The sequence below is a fragment of the Paenibacillus vandeheii genome, assembly GCF_030433635.1.
Lineage (GTDB): Bacteria > Bacillota > Bacilli > Paenibacillales > Paenibacillaceae > Paenibacillus > Paenibacillus vandeheii.
The window spans coordinates 516,383-536,185 of sequence record NZ_JAROCD010000002.1 but is presented as its reverse complement, the minus strand read 5'-3'; the positions used below and the strand labels follow the sequence as shown (position 1 = coordinate 536,185).

18 protein-coding genes are annotated in these 19,803 nt (G+C 45.5%); 1 reads left to right on the top strand and 17 read right to left on the bottom strand.

All coding sequences use genetic code 11. From position 1 onward, the window contains the following. Positions 1-33: 33 nt before the first annotated feature. From P5G61_RS05240 to P5G61_RS05180, 13 genes are all read right to left on the bottom strand, one after another. On the bottom strand, positions 34-564 hold the full coding sequence (locus tag P5G61_RS05240; protein ID WP_053781792.1) for a P-loop nucleotide/nucleoside kinase family protein: 531 nt from the start codon (positions 562-564) through the stop codon (positions 34-36). Between the two features lie 260 nt (positions 565-824). Continuing rightward, positions 825-1,322: a DinB family protein gene (locus tag P5G61_RS05235; protein WP_301245094.1), complete on the bottom strand. Its 498-nt coding sequence runs from the start codon at positions 1,320-1,322 to the stop codon at positions 825-827. A gap of 314 nt (positions 1,323-1,636) precedes the next feature. Beyond that, on the bottom strand, positions 1,637-2,551 hold the full coding sequence (locus P5G61_RS05230) for a phosphotransferase (RefSeq protein WP_053781790.1): 915 nt from the start codon (positions 2,549-2,551) through the stop codon (positions 1,637-1,639). 331 nt (positions 2,552-2,882) lie between these two features. Beyond that, positions 2,883-3,440 (bottom strand): DEAD/DEAH box helicase family protein, encoded by a 558-nt coding sequence (locus P5G61_RS05225; protein ID WP_301245266.1) that lies wholly within the window; start codon positions 3,438-3,440, stop codon positions 2,883-2,885. Between the two features lie 230 nt (positions 3,441-3,670). After that, positions 3,671-4,165, bottom strand: coding sequence for a hypothetical protein (locus P5G61_RS05220; RefSeq protein WP_301245092.1), 495 nt, complete (start codon positions 4,163-4,165; stop codon positions 3,671-3,673). Positions 4,166-4,368: 203 nt separating this feature from the next. Then, a complete protein-coding gene (locus tag P5G61_RS05215; RefSeq protein ID WP_301245091.1) occupies positions 4,369-5,001 on the bottom strand; it encodes a hypothetical protein in 633 nt (210 codons plus the stop codon). Positions 5,002-5,224: 223 nt separating this feature from the next. After that, positions 5,225-5,752: a hypothetical protein gene (locus P5G61_RS05210; RefSeq protein WP_301245090.1), complete on the bottom strand. Its 528-nt coding sequence runs from the start codon at positions 5,750-5,752 to the stop codon at positions 5,225-5,227. A gap of 243 nt (positions 5,753-5,995) precedes the next feature. Beyond that, a complete protein-coding gene (locus P5G61_RS05205) occupies positions 5,996-6,556 on the bottom strand; it encodes a DEAD/DEAH box helicase family protein (RefSeq protein WP_301245089.1) in 561 nt (186 codons plus the stop codon). A gap of 197 nt (positions 6,557-6,753) precedes the next feature. Next, the gene (locus P5G61_RS05200; protein ID WP_301245088.1) at positions 6,754-7,137 is read right to left on the bottom strand and encodes a tyrosine-type recombinase/integrase; all 384 of its coding nucleotides are present in this window, start codon (positions 7,135-7,137) and stop codon (positions 6,754-6,756) included. Then, positions 7,134-7,727: a tyrosine-type recombinase/integrase gene (locus P5G61_RS05195; RefSeq protein WP_301245087.1), complete on the bottom strand. Its 594-nt coding sequence runs from the start codon at positions 7,725-7,727 to the stop codon at positions 7,134-7,136. Before P5G61_RS05195 ends, P5G61_RS05200 begins: the two co-directional genes overlap by 4 nt. Before the next feature lie 315 nt (positions 7,728-8,042). After that, positions 8,043-10,088 carry a B12-binding domain-containing radical SAM protein gene (locus tag P5G61_RS05190; protein ID WP_301245086.1) on the bottom strand — a complete coding sequence of 682 codons (2,046 nt, stop codon included), beginning with the start codon at positions 10,086-10,088 and terminating at the stop codon, positions 8,043-8,045. A 542-nt stretch (positions 10,089-10,630) separates the two neighbouring features. Beyond that, positions 10,631-12,511, bottom strand: coding sequence for a DNA helicase RecQ (recQ, locus tag P5G61_RS05185; protein WP_079350746.1), 1,881 nt, complete (start codon positions 12,509-12,511; stop codon positions 10,631-10,633). Between the two features lie 342 nt (positions 12,512-12,853). Then, a complete protein-coding gene (locus P5G61_RS05180; protein ID WP_301245085.1) occupies positions 12,854-13,720 on the bottom strand; it encodes an Rpn family recombination-promoting nuclease/putative transposase in 867 nt (288 codons plus the stop codon). A gap of 332 nt (positions 13,721-14,052) precedes the next feature. On the opposite strand from P5G61_RS05180, the gene P5G61_RS05175 reads away from it, so the two are divergent. Next, positions 14,053-14,574, top strand: coding sequence for a DUF5412 family protein (locus tag P5G61_RS05175; protein WP_301245084.1), 522 nt, complete (start codon positions 14,053-14,055; stop codon positions 14,572-14,574). 618 nt (positions 14,575-15,192) lie between these two features. Here the strand turns inward: P5G61_RS05175 and P5G61_RS05170 are convergent. The 4 genes from P5G61_RS05170 to P5G61_RS05155 form a co-directional block, all read right to left on the bottom strand. Then, positions 15,193-16,302, bottom strand: coding sequence for a glycosyltransferase family 2 protein (locus P5G61_RS05170; RefSeq protein WP_301245083.1), 1,110 nt, complete (start codon positions 16,300-16,302; stop codon positions 15,193-15,195). A 196-nt stretch (positions 16,303-16,498) separates the two neighbouring features. Beyond that, positions 16,499-17,245, bottom strand: coding sequence for a class I SAM-dependent methyltransferase (locus P5G61_RS05165; RefSeq protein WP_301245082.1), 747 nt, complete (start codon positions 17,243-17,245; stop codon positions 16,499-16,501). Next, positions 17,232-18,788, bottom strand: coding sequence for a nucleotide sugar dehydrogenase (locus P5G61_RS05160; protein ID WP_301245081.1), 1,557 nt, complete (start codon positions 18,786-18,788; stop codon positions 17,232-17,234). Before P5G61_RS05160 ends, P5G61_RS05165 begins: the two co-directional genes overlap by 14 nt. A 21-nt stretch (positions 18,789-18,809) precedes the next feature. Beyond that, positions 18,810-19,799: a polysaccharide biosynthesis protein gene (locus P5G61_RS05155; protein WP_301245079.1), complete on the bottom strand. Its 990-nt coding sequence runs from the start codon at positions 19,797-19,799 to the stop codon at positions 18,810-18,812. Positions 19,800-19,803: the final 4 nt, after the last annotated feature.

Genomic DNA, 19,803 nt, shown 5'->3' with positions numbered 1-19,803 from the left:
TTGATTCTGCTTTCATCGTCTTTACTTTTGTTTTCATTCGTTTATGTATTCTAGGACTTTTGACAAGTATTCTGCGATTGGTTTCGATGAATCTACCACTATATAATTCTCTTCTTCTGGTTTTTTACTGTTTATTAAAGCTCTATAAAAACCTTCTTCTGATGATGGTGCTTCGATTTGACTCAAAAGTCTTTCTCGATTTTTTAATCGATTTCGAATTAATTCAATGTCTTCGACATAACATTCCACATACTTATATTTCTTTTTGTGTTTTCTCGCTAATTCAAGCCCAGTTTCTAATAAATTGCTGTACAAACAAGGACTATCCATGATCACGCTATGTCCATTCGATAAATAATAATCCACCAACGACCAATCTACATCATAGGACAGTTGTCCTATTACTTTACCTTCCATCGTGTATCCTTGTGATGATAGCGATTTTAAGATTGCTGTTTTAGAAATGTCATGATCAACAATGACAGCCCCAGTTGTTTGGCTAATCTGTCTTGCTAATGTCGACTTTCCTGAACCAGGGAATCCTGACATCTGTAAAAAAAACATACATACACCTCTATCGTAAATTAATAGTATTTGCGAGTCTTTCGGATAACGTTCTTGTATTCACAAAACCTCACTGGCTTTAAGTGAGCGAAGCGAATGGGTCCGACGGACTTAGCCATTGCAGGGTTGTCCACTGCTAACTCTTCCCCGAAACACTTGCCGGACCGAGGGCCGGATGGCCCGATGCATGAATATTTTGTTAGGCGATGTTGTTAGCCTCTTCGAACACGCTTTTTACAACCCTGCTTTCATCAACTAAACTATTTAAAATGTTTTTTATAAATTGAGGTCGTATTATACGATGATCCTAAACATAACTTCGTTAAGTAAAGAATTTGACCAAGGTGTTCAGAATAATGACTTGCACACTGTTGTAATATTTCATATATTGTTTTTGCTTTCCCTCGTACTTCTATCGTTCTTAATAGATCTTCATTTTCTAAATCTTTTATGCTTTCAATCAAAAGCTTGAACGATTTATCTATCCTATTTATCAATTCCTCTTTTGAAACATACAATTCTCTACTAAATTCATTATCCCTAGCCCTTATATCTTGGTGTCCGTGTATACCTGTTCCAATCCTTTGATATATATTCCCTTCAATATGAACAACCAAATTTGCAATTGTATTACTCTCATAATTAGGTCGATAATTTAATTCATCATCACCTAATTGGTCTATTCCCTTCTTTAGGGTATCTCTTATTTCTTCAAATTTACTTATTAACTGAACAAATATTAGTTCATAGATCTCCATCTGTTTCACTCCTGTCTTTATGAGGATTAATAGCAATGTCGCCTAACGTTGTTGCATTCACGACGTCCCACCGACTCAAGGTAGCTTGCTTCCGGCCGCGATGCGGTTAGTGGGTGCGGATGTGTCCCGGCAATTGCTTCCTCGATCCTCACTTCCGGGACCGAGAGGCGCCAGCCCCGATGCGTGAATACGGTATTATATGATATAATTTCCCACTTTTTAGAATAAAGACAGGACGTTGACCCTCGTTATATTTTCAGAAAAATTTATTTATTCGAATCAATTATCGTTCTCCTTTAGCGAAATGAAATATCTTAATCAGCGAGCGCACGTTTTATGTTCGCCTTTGCTTCATCAATCAACCTTATATCATTAAGATTAATTGCCTGCATCATGATCAAAATGGGGATGTATATTGCAATCAATCGTGCTAATATCTCCGTTTCTTCATCAACTTCTCCATATACTTTGAAAAAGTTTGAGCGCGCATCCGGAGGTAAAAAGCTATACACAACATTCAGGTCACAAGCAGGATGACCTATGTTTATATCTCCCCAGTCGATAATCCCTGAGATTTTTCCATTCTCATCTACCAGCATATTCTTAAAATGAAGGTCACCATGAAGGAATGTATACTTTTGCTTCACTTTTTTAGTTCTAAGCTGTTCTAAATAATTCGATAAAGCAAGATACTCTTCTTCGCTTAAATGAAGGGCAATGTCGGAGAGGAATTTATGCATCTTTTCTTTACGCATCGTAATATCAGTCAGATTTCTATGATCATGTTGAACTCCATTTTCTTGGGCTATCTGCATTGGGAATGCATGTAAGTTTTTCAGAAATACAGCAAGAGTTGTTGCTGAAAGAGCACGTTGCTTGTCAGTTAATCCGATTGGAAACTCGCCGGATAAATAGCGGTAGCCCAAAAAGGGTGCTGGATAACCATAATCCCCTTCCCCAAAAAATAGCGGTATCGAATATTCAATCGAACAATAGTCTTTAAGCTTAGGCAGTATCTTTCTCTCCATCCTTAAAGAATTAATTGCAACTTCTCGCCTTGGAAATCGGAATACATATTCGGCCCCGACAAGATAAACCGTATTGTCCCACCCATGTCCTAGTTTTTGTACGATTTTTGAAGCTAACTGTGGGAACTGATTGCTTATTAATTTATGCGCTAATTCTTCTGATACTTCCCATTCTGCATCCCATTGATTCGAACTACCCATATCTCTTTATCGCCCCCTATAAAATAGAAAATCTACTCACTCGACCTTAACCCATACCATATCACACCACTGATTCTTGCTATTTTCCTGCCTTTGTTACATAATCATCGCCACTTATATATTTCAACAAGCAACAGGACGTTGCGAATGTGGATCTTTTAACTGTTTTGGGGCATTATTTTATATAACGTTCCTGTATTCATGAACCCCAACGGGGTTGTCTGCTGAAATTCCTCTCCGAAATCCTTCCCGCAGACCAAGACTCCATCGGAGTCGCTGCTTGAATATTTTGTTATAAGATGTTGGCGCCTTTTTGAATTACTCACACGTACTATAAATTAAATTCAGCTTTAATTAATCTTGCTACTTCATCTGCACTTAAATTTGTATTATTGATTCTCAGATAGTTCTCTCTAGTAATTTCTCCCTCTTTTGAATTGAGTCTATGTTTTTCCATCGTGTTGATTAAGTCCATTTCAGAATGTTCAATATTTCTTTTTGTTGGTTTTTGATCAAGCCTAAACGCTGTTGTATTTCGTTTTAATCTTTCTTCTATATTTGACTCTAATTCAACAAAATAAATTTCTGCTCCTTTCGTTTCAAACATATTACATGTTTGCTTAACGAATTCCCAGTCCTCCTGAAGATCAAATCCCCAAACGTAAGTAAAAATAAGTCCATACTGGTTGCTGCTGGCGAACGATTCAAAAAGCTCTCTTCTTACGATACTTGATAACCTCCAAGTTTCACTACCAAAACCAAAAAAGGGATGAAACAACTCGATCGACATATGATTGTGAAACAATTTCAATTCCGTTATTTTCGTTAATTCATGACCAACCGTCATCTTCCCGACAGCCTGTGGGCCAAATATCAGTATGAACTTAATGGTAATCACCCCTCTTAATATCTTGCGCTAATTTCTTATAACGTTTCTGTATTCATGAACCCCGCTAGGGGTTGTCTGCTGAAATTCCTCCCCGAAATCCATCCGCAGACCAAGGCTCCAAGAGGAGCCGCAGCTTGAATATTATGTTAACTGATGCCCCTCTCTTTGAATTATCTTTTATCTAAAACTTAACTTTTGTAACTTTAAATATTTTAATTTAGTATCACTCACTAATTATTATCTTCTATTCTTTTCTGGCTTTTTATATTTTTTTGAACATCAAGCACTTTAATAAATTTATTAAATAGTTTTGCAAAGACGAGTTCTTTATCTAAGATCTTTTTCAAAAGATCGTGTTTATTCTGTTCATAGTGTTTATTTATATTGTCCATTCCTCTTACAACAATATAAAGAGTTGTATAGATGATAAAAAATCCGGATACGTTATATTGACTATTGTGACCAACTATAAATATTATTATCGTAAATATAGCAATTACTATTTCTAAAGCTCCATATATTATTGGCACATGTTTTCTCAATGAATAAAATTCTAACCCTAGATATAAATACATCGAAAAGCTTATTAGAAATATTAAGAGCAACAAAAACAAGTTTTCAAAGTGATTCATATTAAAAAACAGAAATGATAATAAAACTCCAGAACTTATAAAAACAACAAAAATTAAAAATGCAAACAGTAAAGTAAACAACATTTTTTTCATTCCGATTTTCTCCTTTTTTATTTCAATCGTATACACAAAACTTACATACTAGATTTACTTTATATTAATGCCTCTTTTTTCATTAAGGGGTTTCAGTTAACGTTCCTGTATTCACGACTCGACACCTGTCGAGTGTCCGCAGCGTGAATATATTGTTATCCGATGCATCCGCTTCTTTGAAAAGCTCACCAATCTAATCTTTTCTAAAATGTTTTAGATGCTAGAATTACTTTTTTTATTTCTTTCCTATGACATTGCACGTACGAAGTGCCACTATTGCAAAAGCAATCTGAATCCATTTCTCCTCCATTATTCAAAAAAACCAATAAGGTGTTAGAAATCTTCTGTAAGGTAGAGTAAATCTCATATTCATAGGATGGTAGTTTTATTTCATAATCCTTTGATCGTTTTCCTCGATTACGAATTCTAAATAGCGATTTGTGAACATTAATAAAATCATCAACTGCAACGTTAGTATTAAGGTTCACTCTTATATTGTCTATTTGTATATTTCGATATTGAGTTTGATCATCCTGAATGAACAATATATGCTCAATAGGCGTTTCTTTCGGTGTAATATCAATTAATTCCCCTTCATCTGACTTCCACACAGCATGGAATTCCGCTTCTCCAATGAATTTGCCCTTCCATAGTTGCCAACCAAAAATTATATCTCCACCAGAATCAGAAACTTTCTTCTGCACGTTCGGAAAGCATTCATTAATAACTGCATCAGAGTCTTTGATTGCTGGAACATAAATTGGCTCGAATTTCGATTTTATTATCTTCTGAAGTTTTAATACGATCTCATCTTCAATTTGAGGAACAATACTCAATATTATTTCACCTCGTTAGTTAATTTGGATGTTTCGGATAACGTTACTGCATTCCTGACGTTCTAGCGGCTTAAGTGACCAAAGGGAACGGGTCGTTAGACTTAGCCGGTTGATTGTGTCACCTGAATCCACTTCTCCGAAAATCATCTTCGTGACCGAGGAGCGTATGCGACGATGTAGGAATGTTTTGTTATGTGATGTTCCTGCCATCCTCGAATAACTATCAAAGATCATCATTAAGGGAAATATCACTATCAATATCAAGATTAATTGTTTCAGAATGGATATTCCCTTCATTATCATTCCAAGTAATAGTGAATGTGGTACTTTCATAGGTTTGTCTACCTTTACTTAGTTCGCCATACGAATACGAGCTTGTAATAGACCCTATATCAGTATTATTTAATATTGACACTGGACCATTTATTGATCTAGCTTCACCTACAAGAACAGTTTCACCGTTATTATTAGTGTTTGTTTCATTAACTTCATACTTATAATAGGTACTATTCTCTAAATCATTTGGGTCTCCCTTATAGACTAGCTTCCCGTACCCTCGTAAAATTTTGCTAGGTGAAATTATTATTTTGTATTCTATAACGTTCCATATTTCCCCTGTGCCATTAAGTGTATATACTTGAACACCAGCATTTGAAGTTGTTTCAACCTCTTTATTGAAATATAAGTAACCCCATATGACATTCGAAATAATAATTACACCTACTACCAGCACTAAAATTAATCTTTTCATATTCCCTCCTATGGACTAGCTTTCAAATAATTGCAGGAATTTCACATAACGTTCTTGTGTTCCCGACGCCTCACCGACTTAAAGCCCGAAGGGCTGGCCGCGACGCGGTTAGTCGGTGCAGGTGTGTCTGCTGAATACGCTTCCTCGAAATGCCTCTTGCAGACCAAGGGGCGTAAGCCCCTCAGTGGGAAAACGGTGTTATGCGAAGGATTTGACCTCTTTGAATTCCCTCTCAAATTCACCTCATATCTCAAATCTTTCTATTATCATTTGTGCCACTATTTCTGGTGTTAAATTTGTGTTATTAATTTTCATATAATTCTTTTCTTCAAATTCCCCTGGAAGTGAATTTAATCTATGATTTTCCATTGTTCTTAATAGATCTCTTTCGGATTGTTCAAGATTTTTCTTAGTCGGTTTATGTAATAATCGATTTTCTGTTTTATTACGTTCTAACCGCACTTCGACATCTGCTTCCAGTTCAACTAAATAAACAGATCCGCCTTTTTCTTCAAATATAGTGGTGACTTTTTTGATGTAATCCCACTTTTCTGGGATATCCAAGCCCCAAACATATGTAAATATTAGTCCGTCTAAATCACTGGCAGCTACTTCTTTAAATATTTCTTCACGAAATAGCCCAACTAATCGTTTGCCCGACTTGCTTTCATAACTAAAAAAATTAGAAACAAGTTCTATTGTCATATGATTATGAAATAATTTCAGTTTTGTTTTTCTTTCTAATTCTTGTCCTACCGTCATCTTTCCGACAGCTTGAGGCCCGAATATGATTACCAGTTTCATAAGAATCCTTTCTGATGATGAATTTGTTTTTCATAAGTTTGTATTTATTTGGTTTTCAGATCTTTCGCATAACATCTAATTTATGTACTTCGTAAACACCACACATCCTGCATGATATGTGAACTACGTATATGATAACCTATGGTGTAGTATTTGCGAAGAAGAATTTGGTGAAAAAGGTAGATTTATAGCAACACTCAATCTCCCAAATCCAAACAATCCAATGGGCTCTGAATACGCTGAATATTCTTCGTACTCACATGCGTATATCGCTGGGTTGTTCGTGCACTCGTGTGACCAAGCAGCTCCTGGATATAGCGCAGGTCTGTTCCGTTTTCCAGCAAATGTGTAGCGAAAGAGTGTCGTAAGACATGAATACTAACCTTTTTGTCAATACCTGCGCGTTGTCTGGCTTCTTCAAAAACCTTCTGCACACTCCGCTCGGTAAGATGTCGCTCTGAAGATTGCCCCGGAAAGAGCCAACGATTGGGTCTATACTCTTTTATGTATTTCTGCACGATCTCCCAAGCGAGATTTGAAAGGAGCGTCCTCCGATCCTTTTGCCCCTTTCCCTGTCTCACGATAAGTGTTTTTCTTTCAAGATCCAGATCGCGCAACGCAGACGAACAACTTCGCCTACACGAAGCCCTGAAGAATAGGTCAAAAACAATATGGCTTTATGTTTAGGGTTGGTTACAGATTTAAGTACTTGAGCAACTTCCTTTTCGGACAATACTTGTGGAAGCTTGGTCTGCTTCTTGGGACGAATAAACTGGATTTCCGTAGGGTGATGGAGTACATGATTACAATAGAAGCGGAGCGCGCTAATTGTCTGGTTCACACTGGAATGGGAGATCCCTCGCTCAAGCAAGTCTAGACAATACGTCTGTACATTAGATGTCGTGACATCCGTTTTTTCAAAAGGAATATGTTTCAGAAGACGTTCGACCTGATTACAATACGCTTTAATTGTTTTGCGGCTGTATCCTCGTAAATTTAGTGCCTTCTGCAATGGTTCTTTGCTCCATGAGTTATTGTTTCCTCTACTCGCTTTCCAGCGCTGTAGATCTTCGCTCTCAATCCATAACTCCGGGGTAATATGAACATCATTTGGATCGAACTGGCTTATGAACTCCTGTACAGCATCAATAGTGTAAGGGATGATCCACACTTTCAGTTGGGGCTCCCAACGTCTGCCCGTAATCTGGCGAATGCACTGAATATATGCGTTATCGTTTCCTTGGTTGTAGCCTTATTAGTCATCTGAAGCTCTCCTTTGCTTGAAGTTGTTTACCTGAAAAACAAAAAGGAAGGCCCTTCTTCATCCACTAGGGAATCAGACGACCTTCCGATGCTTTCGGAACATATATGTTTTGAAAAAAGGTTAACCGCGGTGCTCACTGTTGTAGCACCAGAAGGGCAAAGCCATGGTGCTTCCCCCACTGCATGCAGCCATCGGCCATGCAGCTCCCCAATGCCGCTGCATCTACATGGCAGCGGCTTCTTCTCCCAGCGGCAGCGTGTAATACTGCGCCTGCTGCCCTTCATGCTGCTGGTACACAACGATCAGCAGCGTACGGCCTTTCGCGGCAAGCGGGCTGGCGCCAGCTAGCACACGCTCAAGCCGGAACGGAAGCACATCCAATACGGTGTGCTTCTGCAGTTCCTTTTCGCCGAGTCCAAGGTCGGCGAAAGCACGGGCACCCATGACCGTCTGTGCGGTCATGGCCGAGGTCATCGGCAACGCACGCGAAGCGTTGCCGTCCACCCCGTCCGCCGCTCCATCCGCGGCGGACCCAACCATTGCGTCGCCCGCAGCGAGCGACGCTGCACCCCCAGCTTCGCTGCCGATCACACCCGCCGCATCTGCGGCAGAGTCTTCCCCGGCAGCAGCCGAACTTGCCCCAGCGGCACTCACACTTGTCCCGCTGCTTTCCAGCCATGCGGTGCCTGTGGCACCGGCAATGCGCGGCAGGCGAACGTCTTCCGGACGCTCAGCCAGCGTTTTCATATAACCCGCCCACTGGTCTTTCTGGAGCGGATCTTCCCACCAGATTTTGCGTGGTTTGTATTTGTGGCCGAGGAAATAATCCAGCTTCATCAGGCCGAGCACAATATCCATATGCGGCGTATTCCGCGACTCCAGGAAGCTATGCAGACGGGTGAACAGATCCTCCAGTTGGTGACCGATCTTCTGCCAGCCCTGACCTTCCCAGTAATCCCCGAACGCTTGGAAGAAGTCAAACGGCGAGTCGAACTCCTGCTCCATCAGATACTTCAGCGTATGGTCCATCCGGTGTGCGTTCCAGTATTTCTCCAGTACATCCTCCAGCCGCTTCAGGCGCACGATGTCGCTGAACGGCAGCACATCACTGCCCAGAATCTCATACGGCGCGTGATCCATATACGTGTAGTTGTACTTCTCCGCATCCAGACGCAGACCTGTACCGCGCAGCATTTTGAGGAATCCGAGCTGGAGCTCTTCCGGCCCCAGTGCAAATACATCGTTAAACGTCTTGCGGAACGTATTATAATCTTCCTCCGGCAGTCCGGCGATGAGATCCAGATGCTGGTCGATTTTGCCGCTGGCTTTCACTTTGTTCACGGTACGACTCAACTTCGAGAAGTTCTGGCGGCGTTTCACCAGTTCGTTTGTCGGATCATTGGTAGACTGCACCCCGATCTCGAACCGGAATGTACCCGGAGGCGCATTCTCTGCCAGATAGTCCAGTACCTCGGGACGCATGATGTCCGCTGTAATTTCAAACTGGAACACTGTCCCCTGATGATTCTCGATCAGGAATTTGAACATTTCGAGCGCATAATCCCGCTTGATGTTGAACGTCCGGTCCACGAACTTAATCAGCTTCGCACCCTTCTCGATCAGGTACAGAATGTCCGACTTCGTCCGCTCAATATCGTAATATCGCACGCCGACCTCAATACTGGACAGACAGAACTGACAACTGAACGGACAGCCCCGGCTAGTTTCAAAATAAACAACGCGTTTCCCGAGATCTGGGATATCCTCTTCAAAACGGTGCGGTGACGGCAAATCGTTCAGATCCGCTTTAGGCCGTCCTGGCATGAGAATGACCTCTTCCCCTTTGCGATACGCCAGTCCATACACAAAATGAAACTTCTTGTCCCCCTCCAGCTCCGTTAAAAGCTGATGCAGGGTCTCTTCCCCTTCACCCATGACGATAAAATCGACATTGGGAATCCGGTTCATCCAATATTCCGTGTCGTACGACACTTCCGGCCCACCCAGCAGAATTTTGACATCAGGCATAACCTTTTTCAAAATATCAATGACCTTAATCGTCTCTTCAATGTTCCAGATGTAACACGAGAACCCGATCATGTCAGCGCCACGCTGATACAGATCGGACACTATATTCATGACCGGGTCCTTGATCGTATACTCGGCCAGCTCAATATCAAAATCCTTCTCACTGTACGCCTTCAGACACCGCAAGGCCAATGAGGTATGGATGTACTTTGCATTTAATGTAGAAAGAATAACCTTCATGGTTCACAACCTTTGCCTGGACTTCCAGACCATATTTTTTGGTAAAAAGGAAAGCTGCACAGCCATCCTGCCCCGGATGCTGTTCATACAAACCTCTCTAATGATAGCCATTCCACTTTTCATGGACATATCAAGGTTTTGTCTTTCAAAGAGTGGACACTCTTTTCAAAAAGACATATACATCCCGCCAAACCCAAAACACAATATATAGTATTAGATTCGCACAATCAAACTACATGCTGTATACGCTACTGTTTGCCATATCTAATACCAATGTCCACCCTTTGGAAGACAATCCGCCTTCTTTTGTCCACCCTACAGAGACGATATATCCAAATGTACCTTGTAAAAGGCCTCATTCGTTTCCCATCTGTGGTAAGCCTCAATCGCGTTGTATTCACTATCCACTATATACAACAAACTGATACCGAACGATTCCCCATATTCATGGACGAACCATTCCTAAATCTAAATACATATATCTCATCTATTTGAACACTTGAACTTGAACTTTACACAAACGAAAGCATACATCCATCAACTCACTCATACTCGTAAAACGCATCGTCATCCGTATCCACGTCTTCGCCCGTTTGCTTCTGGAAAAACTCCAGGAACGGCAGTCCGTACTTGCGGTACTTCACCTCACCGACCCCTTTGATATCCAGCATGTCACGTTCTGTCTGTGGACATACCACACTCATCTCGCGCAAGGTCGCGTCATTGAAAATAATGTACGACGGCACATGCTCTTTCGCCGCCAAATCACGACGGATCAGACGCAGCTGCTCAAAGACCGTCTCGTTAACCGCAGATGGCATCGCATCGCGTCCACGACGTCCGCCGTAGTTCGTACCCGAAGCGGTTGCCGCCGTCTTGCGGACCACCCGCTGCATCACTTCACGCTGACCTTTGAGCACTTCCACCGCAAGTGGCTGCAAACGAACGACTGGATACTGTCCCTCGGACAGCATCAGATATCCTTCCGATACCATGACGTTGATGATCTCCGCGATCTCACGTTCTGTACGATTGCCCATTACGCCATAGGTTGGCAGGGAGTTGAAGCCGTAATCGAGCACTTTTTTGGCACGGGAGCCTTTGAGCACCGAAGCGACCAGCGATACTCCATACCGTTCACGCATGCGGTGAATGCAGCTGAATATTTTCTGCGCATCAATCGTCATATCCACCAGCTCGCGGTCGTCCGTACATGAACTGCAGATGCCGCACGGCTTGTCCTCATGCACCTCACCGAAATAATCCAGCTGAGCACTGCGCAGACAGCGCGTCGTGTAACAATAATCGACCATCTGCTGCAGCTTCCGGTAATCGTTCTGCTTACGGTCGCCCTCCATCGGATTCTGTTCGATCAGGAACTTCTGAGTGATAATGTCCTGTGCTCCGAATAACAAAATGCACTGGCTCGGCTCTCCGTCCCGTCCCGCACGCCCGGCTTCCTGCACGTATGCCTCCATGTTCTTCGGCATGCTGTTATGAATAACGTAACGTACGTTGGATTTATCAATCCCCATCCCGAAGGCATTCGTAGCTACCATTACCCGGATATCATCGTACAAAAAAGCTTCCTGGTTCTGGGCCCGTTCATCGTCCGTCATCCCGGCATGGTAACGTCCTGCTGGCAATCCCGCCTGCAACAAACGCTGATGCAGATCGTCCACGTCCTTACGGGTCGCGGCGTATACAATCCCCGGCTCGCTCGCATGCTCGCGAGCGTAATTCAGAACAAAGTCCTTTTTGCTCTCACCGCGCAGCACGCTGAACGCCAGATTATCCCGCCCAAGTCCGGTCACATACGTCTGCGGGTCCTGCAAACGCAGCAGCCGCAGAATATCGCCCATGACCTCGGGCGTCGCCGTTGCCGTAAAGGCCGCAACCACTGGCCGCTCCGGCAAACTGTCCACAAACGGCGCTACCGCCAGATAGCTTGTCCGAAAATCATGCCCCCACTGTGACACACAGTGGGCCTCATCCACAGCAACGCATGAGATTGGCAAATAGCCCATCTCCTCGCGAAACCAGTCCAGCTCCAGTCGCTCAGGCGCGACATAGAGCAGCTTCAGCTCACCGCGCTGCGCCGCGCGGATGCGATCATTCACTTCTTTGCCGCTGAGCGTACTATTAATATAAGCGGCCGCAATACCAGCGGTCGTCAACGCATCGACCTGGTCCTTCATTAAGGAGATCAATGGGGAGACGACAAGTGTAAGTCCCGAATATAACAGAGCGGGGATCTGATAACAGATCGATTTGCCGCCTCCGGTAGGCATAATGCCCAGCGTATCTTCGCGTTCGAGCAGGCTGGCTACGATCTTTTTCTGTCCCTCACGGAAGTCAGGATAGCCATAATATTTTTGCAGGAGACCCTGCGCTTCTTCTAATGTAGGTGTTTGCACACTCATGTAAAGACTCCTTACTTATCACCGGTGTTCTTCCACCAGCTTGGTCCAATCCGATTCTGACATCCGAAAGCGGCATAAGCCGCATCCTTGACAACAAAATGGCGTTCTCATGACTTGTCCGTCAAGCAAACGCCGCTCCCTTTAGTTTAACGGCCCAGACCCGAATGAGCAACCGCGTTTTAATGTAAAATGCTCTTTGGCAGATGTGTAACAGCGGTATCCCCTAAGTGATCGGAAAGATTGCATGTAGAATCAGGTGTGATTGAACATTCTAGTAAAATAAAAAAACAACCGCCTGCCCTTTTGGGGACAAGACGATTGTATGGGTTTAGCGTGCAATTGCTAGTCTTTCAGCGCCTCAACTTCGGATTCTGTTAGACCACTTGTTTTGGCAATGACTGATACTTCGATACCAAATGAGAGCATATTTTTTGCAATTTCGATCGCCTTTCTTTTTTCACCTTCCACTAATCCTTTTTCTATTCCCTTGGCTATTCCCTTTTCCGTAGCCCATTCAATCATGGAAGCTTCATCATGCAAATACTTCTGCCGTTCTTCATACAAGCGACGCGCCTCACGATCCTGACTCAGAAACTCCAGCGTATCCATCGCTTTCTTCAATGTTGGTTCATTCATTTGCAGCACCTCCCAATTGGATTTGTCAGCACCTTTCAGGAACAAAAGCCAGTTGATCAGACCACCTTCCATCGGAACGGATTGATCATCCAGCTTAGACAACTCCATAAAATGAACTTCGAGATCATCACTCAATTCAAGTCCAGTATGGTCTTCCCTCAGATGAAATACATTATGATAGCGCTCATTTGTGATAAATGAGTAATTTAGAATATTAATCGTCACACACTTTTTCAGTTCCTTGTACGTTTGGCCTTCCTGCAACTGACTGGAATAACGCTTGCTCCAATAGTATAGGGTCCGTTTTTCAATATCGTATTTATTAAACAACTGCATTTCAATGTTGATCAATTTACCTTCAGCTGTTTTCGCCCAAATATCAAATATGGACTGTTTATCCAGCGGAGCATCTTTATCGGTATACGGATTAAGGAGTACAATCTCCGTCAGCGGCTGTTCCCCCGATTCTGCAAACGTTCGGTTCAAGAAGACCAGCAGCACATCTTTATTTTCTTCACTGCCAAAAATACGCTTGAAAACAAAATCGTTTCGAGGATCGAGTAAATCAGACATCTGACCATCAACTCCGTTTCTTACTATTATACCATGCTTGGCGTGCTTAATTGCAGCATCAACCACCTTTATGTAAGTTAAACATTCCACGTAAAACTACTCAATCATGCGGCTTCTTCAATACCTGAGTTTGTTAACAAAGTCTTTGTCCTCATTCTAACTTTATCCTCTATTAATCATAGGGTTATTTTAACTTATTTGTTATTAATTAATACACATAATGTGTTACCATCGATTAACGAATTACTTACAGAAAAGATATTTACGTACCTACATATCCATTTTCCACATCTCGTTCGAACCCACTGCCTTTAAAGGAGGCCCGTTTTAGTATGGAACAACATGCACATGCTAGTGATTCTTCAAACGTTTCGAAACGCAAGCCTTGGATACGTCGACATCCGATACTCACTGCATTTTCCTTTTTGATTCTGGCCCTGTTTGCCACCGTGTTCCTGTATTTCATGCTTCGCCCTTACTACTCCACGTTTGATCGCTCAGAACAAGGGGAACTCGCCTACACGATGCCATCGCCAAATGGAGAGTATGTCGCCGAGATGTACGGTGTGCCTTACGGTGGTGCGGCAGGTGGAGTCACAATCTGGGTGGATGTGAAGAAGATCATCGCCTCGGACGTGTTCTCAGTAAAGACCATCTATCGCGCCGAGCACCACGGAAATAACCATCTGGAATGGGAAAATGAAAATACGCTTCGGATTGAAAACCGGAACGAGTACAGCGATGATAGCATTACACTAAACATCGATGATGAAATCTATGACAGCTGGGGCTGGGCATGCCGAAGCCTGCGCATGAAGGATCAGTACGTTCGCTGCTTGGCACCCGAAAAGTAGAACAGCACCCACAAGGGAATCCCGGCTAGCCAACTCTCGTGGTAAGCCGGGATTCCCTTGTTTCTATATTACTTCACATCTACTGACGATTTAGGGCTTCATGTTGCTTCCTTTACCTCAATGTCCAAGTAGTAAACACTTTTCACTGGCCAGACTACGCCAAACTACGATCTTTTTATTTTATGAAAAATAGTACTCCACCACAGGAGGAGATAAGAGAGTTCAAAAGGCGTTAGCACGCATGCCCATATTCTAAGGAACCTAGGACGTCTTATTTGGACCTGAAACCGTCTTTTTCAATTGTAAGGAACACCAGACACTTTATTTCCTAAAATCACATTAAAAAAGCTACAAATATGCCTAAATTTCCGAAATAACGTGTGTTAGGTTCCTCAGCCTGCTGCAGGTGCTTCAACCCCCTGAATAAGACGTCTCATGTTCGTTAGCACTCCACCTTCTGCTCACTCGCCTGCTCCAGATACGTCAGGTACGCTCCAGCGTTCAGACCCAGGTTTGAAGGTATGCTAGCTGCCCCTTTTTAAACTCCGAGTATTATCTCTATCTCAATCTCTATTCTTTATATCCTCTTTCCTCTCTCTTCTCTCCCACTGTCTCCTCCTACTCGCGAGGTGGCACATCTCCGCGCTCTTCCAGGCCCCTGTTCACCTTACTTAACACCGCTTCAATCTTCTGCCGATTGGCGAGCAGGCCGGGGTCATTCGGCAGATATTCCCTAGCTTTGCCATTATGCAGGAGCGCCTGCTCCCAGTTTCCCATGTGAGCGTAACAAAGAGAGAGCCGGGCGTGGGGCAGCCAGGTGCGACATGCCGCAGGCACAGGACGCAGACCCGGATCACGGCTGCTGACATCCAGCGCTTGCATATACCAATAGATGGCGGAGACCAGCTCCTGCTGCTCCTGGAAACAGGCAGCGATGGCACAGCAGAAGTCGGCATGCGGCAGATCGAATTGAAATGATTGCAGCAGCGCGCCCAGCTTCCTCCCCGGCTCGCCAAGCCGCTCATAACATTCCGCCAGCCGCGCGCAGGCAATGAGCCGATCCTCGCGATAACCGCTCGGCTCCAGCAGCAGCTTCGTGTACGCCCGAACCGCCGCCGCATAACGCTGGCGGTCGAAGCATTCGCCTGCATAATAGAACAGCAGGCGTTCCTGGGCTGCGCCCTCTTCGGCGATCCATTTGCGCAGAATGCGCACGTTTCGCGCCGAATGATGGCCCGCTTCGCGGCGGTGCGTGACGGCAATGTCCGCCGTGATGACCCCGCCCTGCGGGAAGTCCAACTGCTCGTGCAGCCGGCCATGCCAGCGGCACCCCGCCTCCCGCTTGACGAGGCGCAACCGTCGGTCCGTCACAAGCGGACTTCCCTCCGGCCCCTCGGCCAGCGTATAGCTCAACATCACAGCCGCCGTATCATCGCCCGACGGCAGCTGCTGCTTCAGCATCTCCAGCTTCGCCCGATCAGCGGGAAGCAGCACATCATCCGCGTCCAGCCACAGGATATACTCCTGCGCAGCCTGGTCGAATGAATAATTCCGCGCGGCGGCAAAATCGTCTTTCCACTCATACGTGTAGACACGGTCGGTATACTGCGCGGCGATCTCGATCGTACGGTCGGAAGATCCGGTATCTACAATAACAATTTCGTCCGCGATTCCGGCGACCGAGTCGAGACAGCGCGCAAGCGTGCGTTGTTCGTTCTTCACAATCATACACAGACTGATGGTGATCACGGTTTAAGCCCCTTCCTGTCTTGCGCGTATTGCTACAGTTGTGACTGCCTTACTCTTTTCTACGTACTTGTCACTTGCCTACTTGGCTTCCTTCCTATCTTCCTGCCTGCCTTCTGGCCTTACCCTTACCCTGACCCTTCACCCTCAAGCTTCAACTTCATCCAGCTACCATCTACTACCCTTCCCCAGTCTCCTGACGACGCAGACGTTTAACCTGCTCCACCGCATTGTCCAGAGCTTTCTTGCGCTGATTCATAAGGCGAAGATGATTCTTCTCCACCTCGGCAAAATGTACATGATCCAGCTCCATCCATTCCGTCAGTTGTTTCTGGGTTGGCGACATATACAGCTGCGTTTTCCGCCGCTTGCGTGCCACGCAACATAGATATTTATGATGAACTTCCAGCTTCAATACTTCAAAATACGGCAGCAGGCACATCGCCAGATTCCCGGCGTAGAACGTCTGCTTGTGATCGTAAAAGGGGTGGTAACCATACGGCACGGTAACAACCAGGGTTCCCTCCTCCTGCAGCAGTCGGTGAATTTGCAGCAATAACGTCTCCGGATGAGCAAAATGCTCCAGCACCTCGCCGAGCAGTACCGTATCAAAGGTGGTTCTGGCTTTCCATTGCGTAATATCCAGTAAGCGAAAATCCACATTGTTCCGCACGGGTCTGGACTCCTTCTCCAGTTCCGCTCGCGCGTATTGTATACTCTCTTCTTCCAGATCAATTCCGGTCACCCGAAAGCCTTCCCGCGCCAGCAAAATGGAGGTAACTCCCTGGCTGCACCCAACATCCAGTATCCGCTTGCCTGTCGCTTCCCGGCACATCCAGTGAACACGTGTACGTGTAGCTTCGTGTGATTCCTCTGAATTGATCTCGCCATAATAACGCTCGTTTACCCGATCATGATTTGCCATGGCTGCCTCCAAAATTTTCGTGTGAGTGTTTCAGGTGAGGTTCACGGTCTGCCTCGATCTGGCCTGTTAGTCCCTGCTCATCCCCATCCACCGTCTGATCCACTCGCATGTTCTCATGAACCTGCATGTCATGTACTTCCTTCACACCTTGCACCACATTCACGTCCGGCCGAAACGCCTGACCGAGCACCACAATATTTCCACCCACACAGCCTGCGGTTGCGTTACGTGTATCAAAGACCAGCTTCGCGTGGTCCGCCATCTCCTGATAATTGAAGCCCGTATGATCCGTCGTAATCATCACCAGATCAGCCCCCGCCCATAATGCTGGTGATGCTGGTTGAGCATGAGCAGTCGTGCCATCATCCTTGCGGAAGACAGATACCATCGGATCGGTGAAGACCACATTTGCCCCCGCTTCTTCCAGCAGCCTGAAGACATCCAGCGCTGGAGATTCACGCAGGTCGTCGATATCTTTTTTGTAAGCCATACCCGCCAGCACAATGCGAGCTCCCTGCATCGACGAGCCATTCTGTTCGAGCAGCTCTGCAGCACGCTTCACAACGCGCTCCGGCATTTGCCGATTGGTCGCATCCGCAAGCGTAATGAATTGCAGCTCCGATCCCTGACGGCCAGCGGCCCAGGACAGATAGATCGGGTCAATTGGAATGCAGTGCCCACCAATACCCGGCCCGGGATAGAATGGCATATAGCCAAAAGGCTTGGTCGCCGCAGCGTCCAGCACCTCCCAGATGTTCACGCCCATTTGCTCACAGGCAGGTGTCAGTTCGTTCACGAGTGCGATATTCACACTGCGAAATGTATTTTCGAACAGTTTGGCCGTCTCCGCCACTGTCGTTGAACTAACGGGAACGATTTCGTTCAGGAACGAACCGTAGAATGCTTTTCCATAGGACAGACAGGCTGGCGTGGAGCCACCAATGATCTTCGGTGTATTTTTTACGCCGTAATGCACACTTCCCGGATCTACCCGCTCTGGAGAATAACAGACATGGAACTGCTGCCCTACTTTCCACCCTTTCGCGGCCTCAATCGGCTGCATTACACGCTCTTCGGTCGTGCCGGGATACGTGGTACTCTCCAATATGACAAGGCAGCCTTCCTGAAGATAAGGCGTTATGCCATCCACGGCTGCAGCGATAAATGAAATGTCCGGCTGGTGATCCGCGGTCAAAGGCGTAGGCACACAGATAACAATCACATCGGCCTGCGCTACTGCGGCGTAATCCGTTCCCGCCATGAATAATCCAGCCTGAGTAAGGGATTGTACAGTCTTATCTTCAATGCCGATAATGTAAGAATTTCCGGCATTCAGCTTAGCGACTTTTGCTTCCTCGATGTCAATCCCCTGCACTCGATACCCCGCCTGCGCCATCTCGACCGCCATGGGTAAGCCGACATATCCCAGACCGATGACGGCGGCTTTCAGGGAGCGGTTGTTTATGTTTTGAAGCGTGGTACGTTCCTGTGTTTCCTTATTCCCATCCAACTTGCTGCTCTCTTCCATTCCTTCCGCCTCCAAACGCGGTCCGCCTCCCTTCTATTAATCGATAAAGCCGCCTGCACGCAAAAATTGGGCAATTGCGGAACGATTCATCATCGCGCTGTCTGAACGATACTCGGAAAAGGTCACACGAGGTAGACTGCTGTATGGATCTGTCAGGCTCTTGTCCGGTTCCTGTGGCAAAATCACATAATATTGCTCATCATATTTGTAGGTACGAGGTGCCTCGTATGGAGAAATGAGTACCTCATGCAATTTTTCGCCCGGACGAATTCCGGTTAGTTTATAATCGTGAGCCGGACGACCTGCCTGTTCCAGCATGACCGAAGCCAGATCCGTCATCTTGCAGGCTTTCATTTTCATTACAAATGTCTCACCACCCACTGCTGCCTCAGCCGCCTTCAGCAACAAATGAATGGCCTCCGTCCGTGTCAGGAAAAAGCGGGTCATGCCTTTGTCCGTAATGGTCGGGCTCTTGCCTTCATCAATCTGACGACGGAACAATGGAACGACACTGCCGCTGGTTCCAAGCACATTGCCCCCGCGAATACACACAAAACGCGTTGACTCGCTCAGCCCATTGGCACGAATCATCATTTTTTCACCCAAGGCCTTGGTCATGCCATAAACGTTAATCGGATCTACCGCCTTGTCGGTGGACACGTCAATGACTTTGGCAACCTGCATGCGAATCGCAGCGCGGATAATGTTCTGCGTGCCGATGACGTTGGTCTTGAACGCTTCATCCGGCTGGTCCTCGCATACCGGGACGTGTTTCAGCGCAGCCAGATGGAAGAGAACGTGCACCCCGCGACAGGCCGCCTCCACCGCCCGATCATCCCGAATGTCTCCAATGACAAAACGCAACCGCACATCATGACCAAAATCCCGCTGCATCGCAACCTGGGCGTATTCATTACGCGACATAATCCGAATCTCAGCCGGATTCTGCTCCAGCAGTACCTCGGTCAGCTTTTGTCCCCAGGAGCCGGTTCCTCCAGTGATCAGAATCGTTTGTCCTTGAATCATCGTT

Coding starts and splice junctions, on each gene's coding strand:
- P5G61_RS05180 (WP_301245085.1), bottom strand. CDS start 13,720: ATGTCTGATTTACTCGATCCTCGAAACGATTTTGTTTTCAAGCGTATT.
- P5G61_RS05205 (WP_301245089.1), bottom strand. CDS start 6,556: ATGAAACTGGTAATCATATTCGGGCCTCAAGCTGTCGGAAAGATGACG.
- P5G61_RS05235 (WP_301245094.1), bottom strand. CDS start 1,322: ATGGAGATCTATGAACTAATATTTGTTCAGTTAATAAGTAAATTTGAA.
- P5G61_RS05175 (WP_301245084.1), top strand. CDS start 14,053: ATGGAACAACATGCACATGCTAGTGATTCTTCAAACGTTTCGAAACGC.
- P5G61_RS05190 (WP_301245086.1), bottom strand. CDS start 10,088: ATGAAGGTTATTCTTTCTACATTAAATGCAAAGTACATCCATACCTCA.
- recQ (WP_079350746.1), bottom strand. CDS start 12,511: ATGAGTGTGCAAACACCTACATTAGAAGAAGCGCAGGGTCTCCTGCAA.
- P5G61_RS05155 (WP_301245079.1), bottom strand. CDS start 19,799: ATGATTCAAGGACAAACGATTCTGATCACTGGAGGAACCGGCTCCTGG.
- P5G61_RS05220 (WP_301245092.1), bottom strand. CDS start 4,165: ATGAAAAAAATGTTGTTTACTTTACTGTTTGCATTTTTAATTTTTGTT.
- P5G61_RS05240 (WP_053781792.1), bottom strand. CDS start 564: ATGTTTTTTTTACAGATGTCAGGATTCCCTGGTTCAGGAAAGTCGACA.
- P5G61_RS05230 (WP_053781790.1), bottom strand. CDS start 2,551: ATGGGTAGTTCGAATCAATGGGATGCAGAATGGGAAGTATCAGAAGAA.
- P5G61_RS05210 (WP_301245090.1), bottom strand. CDS start 5,752: ATGAAAAGATTAATTTTAGTGCTGGTAGTAGGTGTAATTATTATTTCG.
- P5G61_RS05170 (WP_301245083.1), bottom strand. CDS start 16,302: ATGATTGTGAAGAACGAACAACGCACGCTTGCGCGCTGTCTCGACTCG.
- P5G61_RS05165 (WP_301245082.1), bottom strand. CDS start 17,245: ATGGCAAATCATGATCGGGTAAACGAGCGTTATTATGGCGAGATCAAT.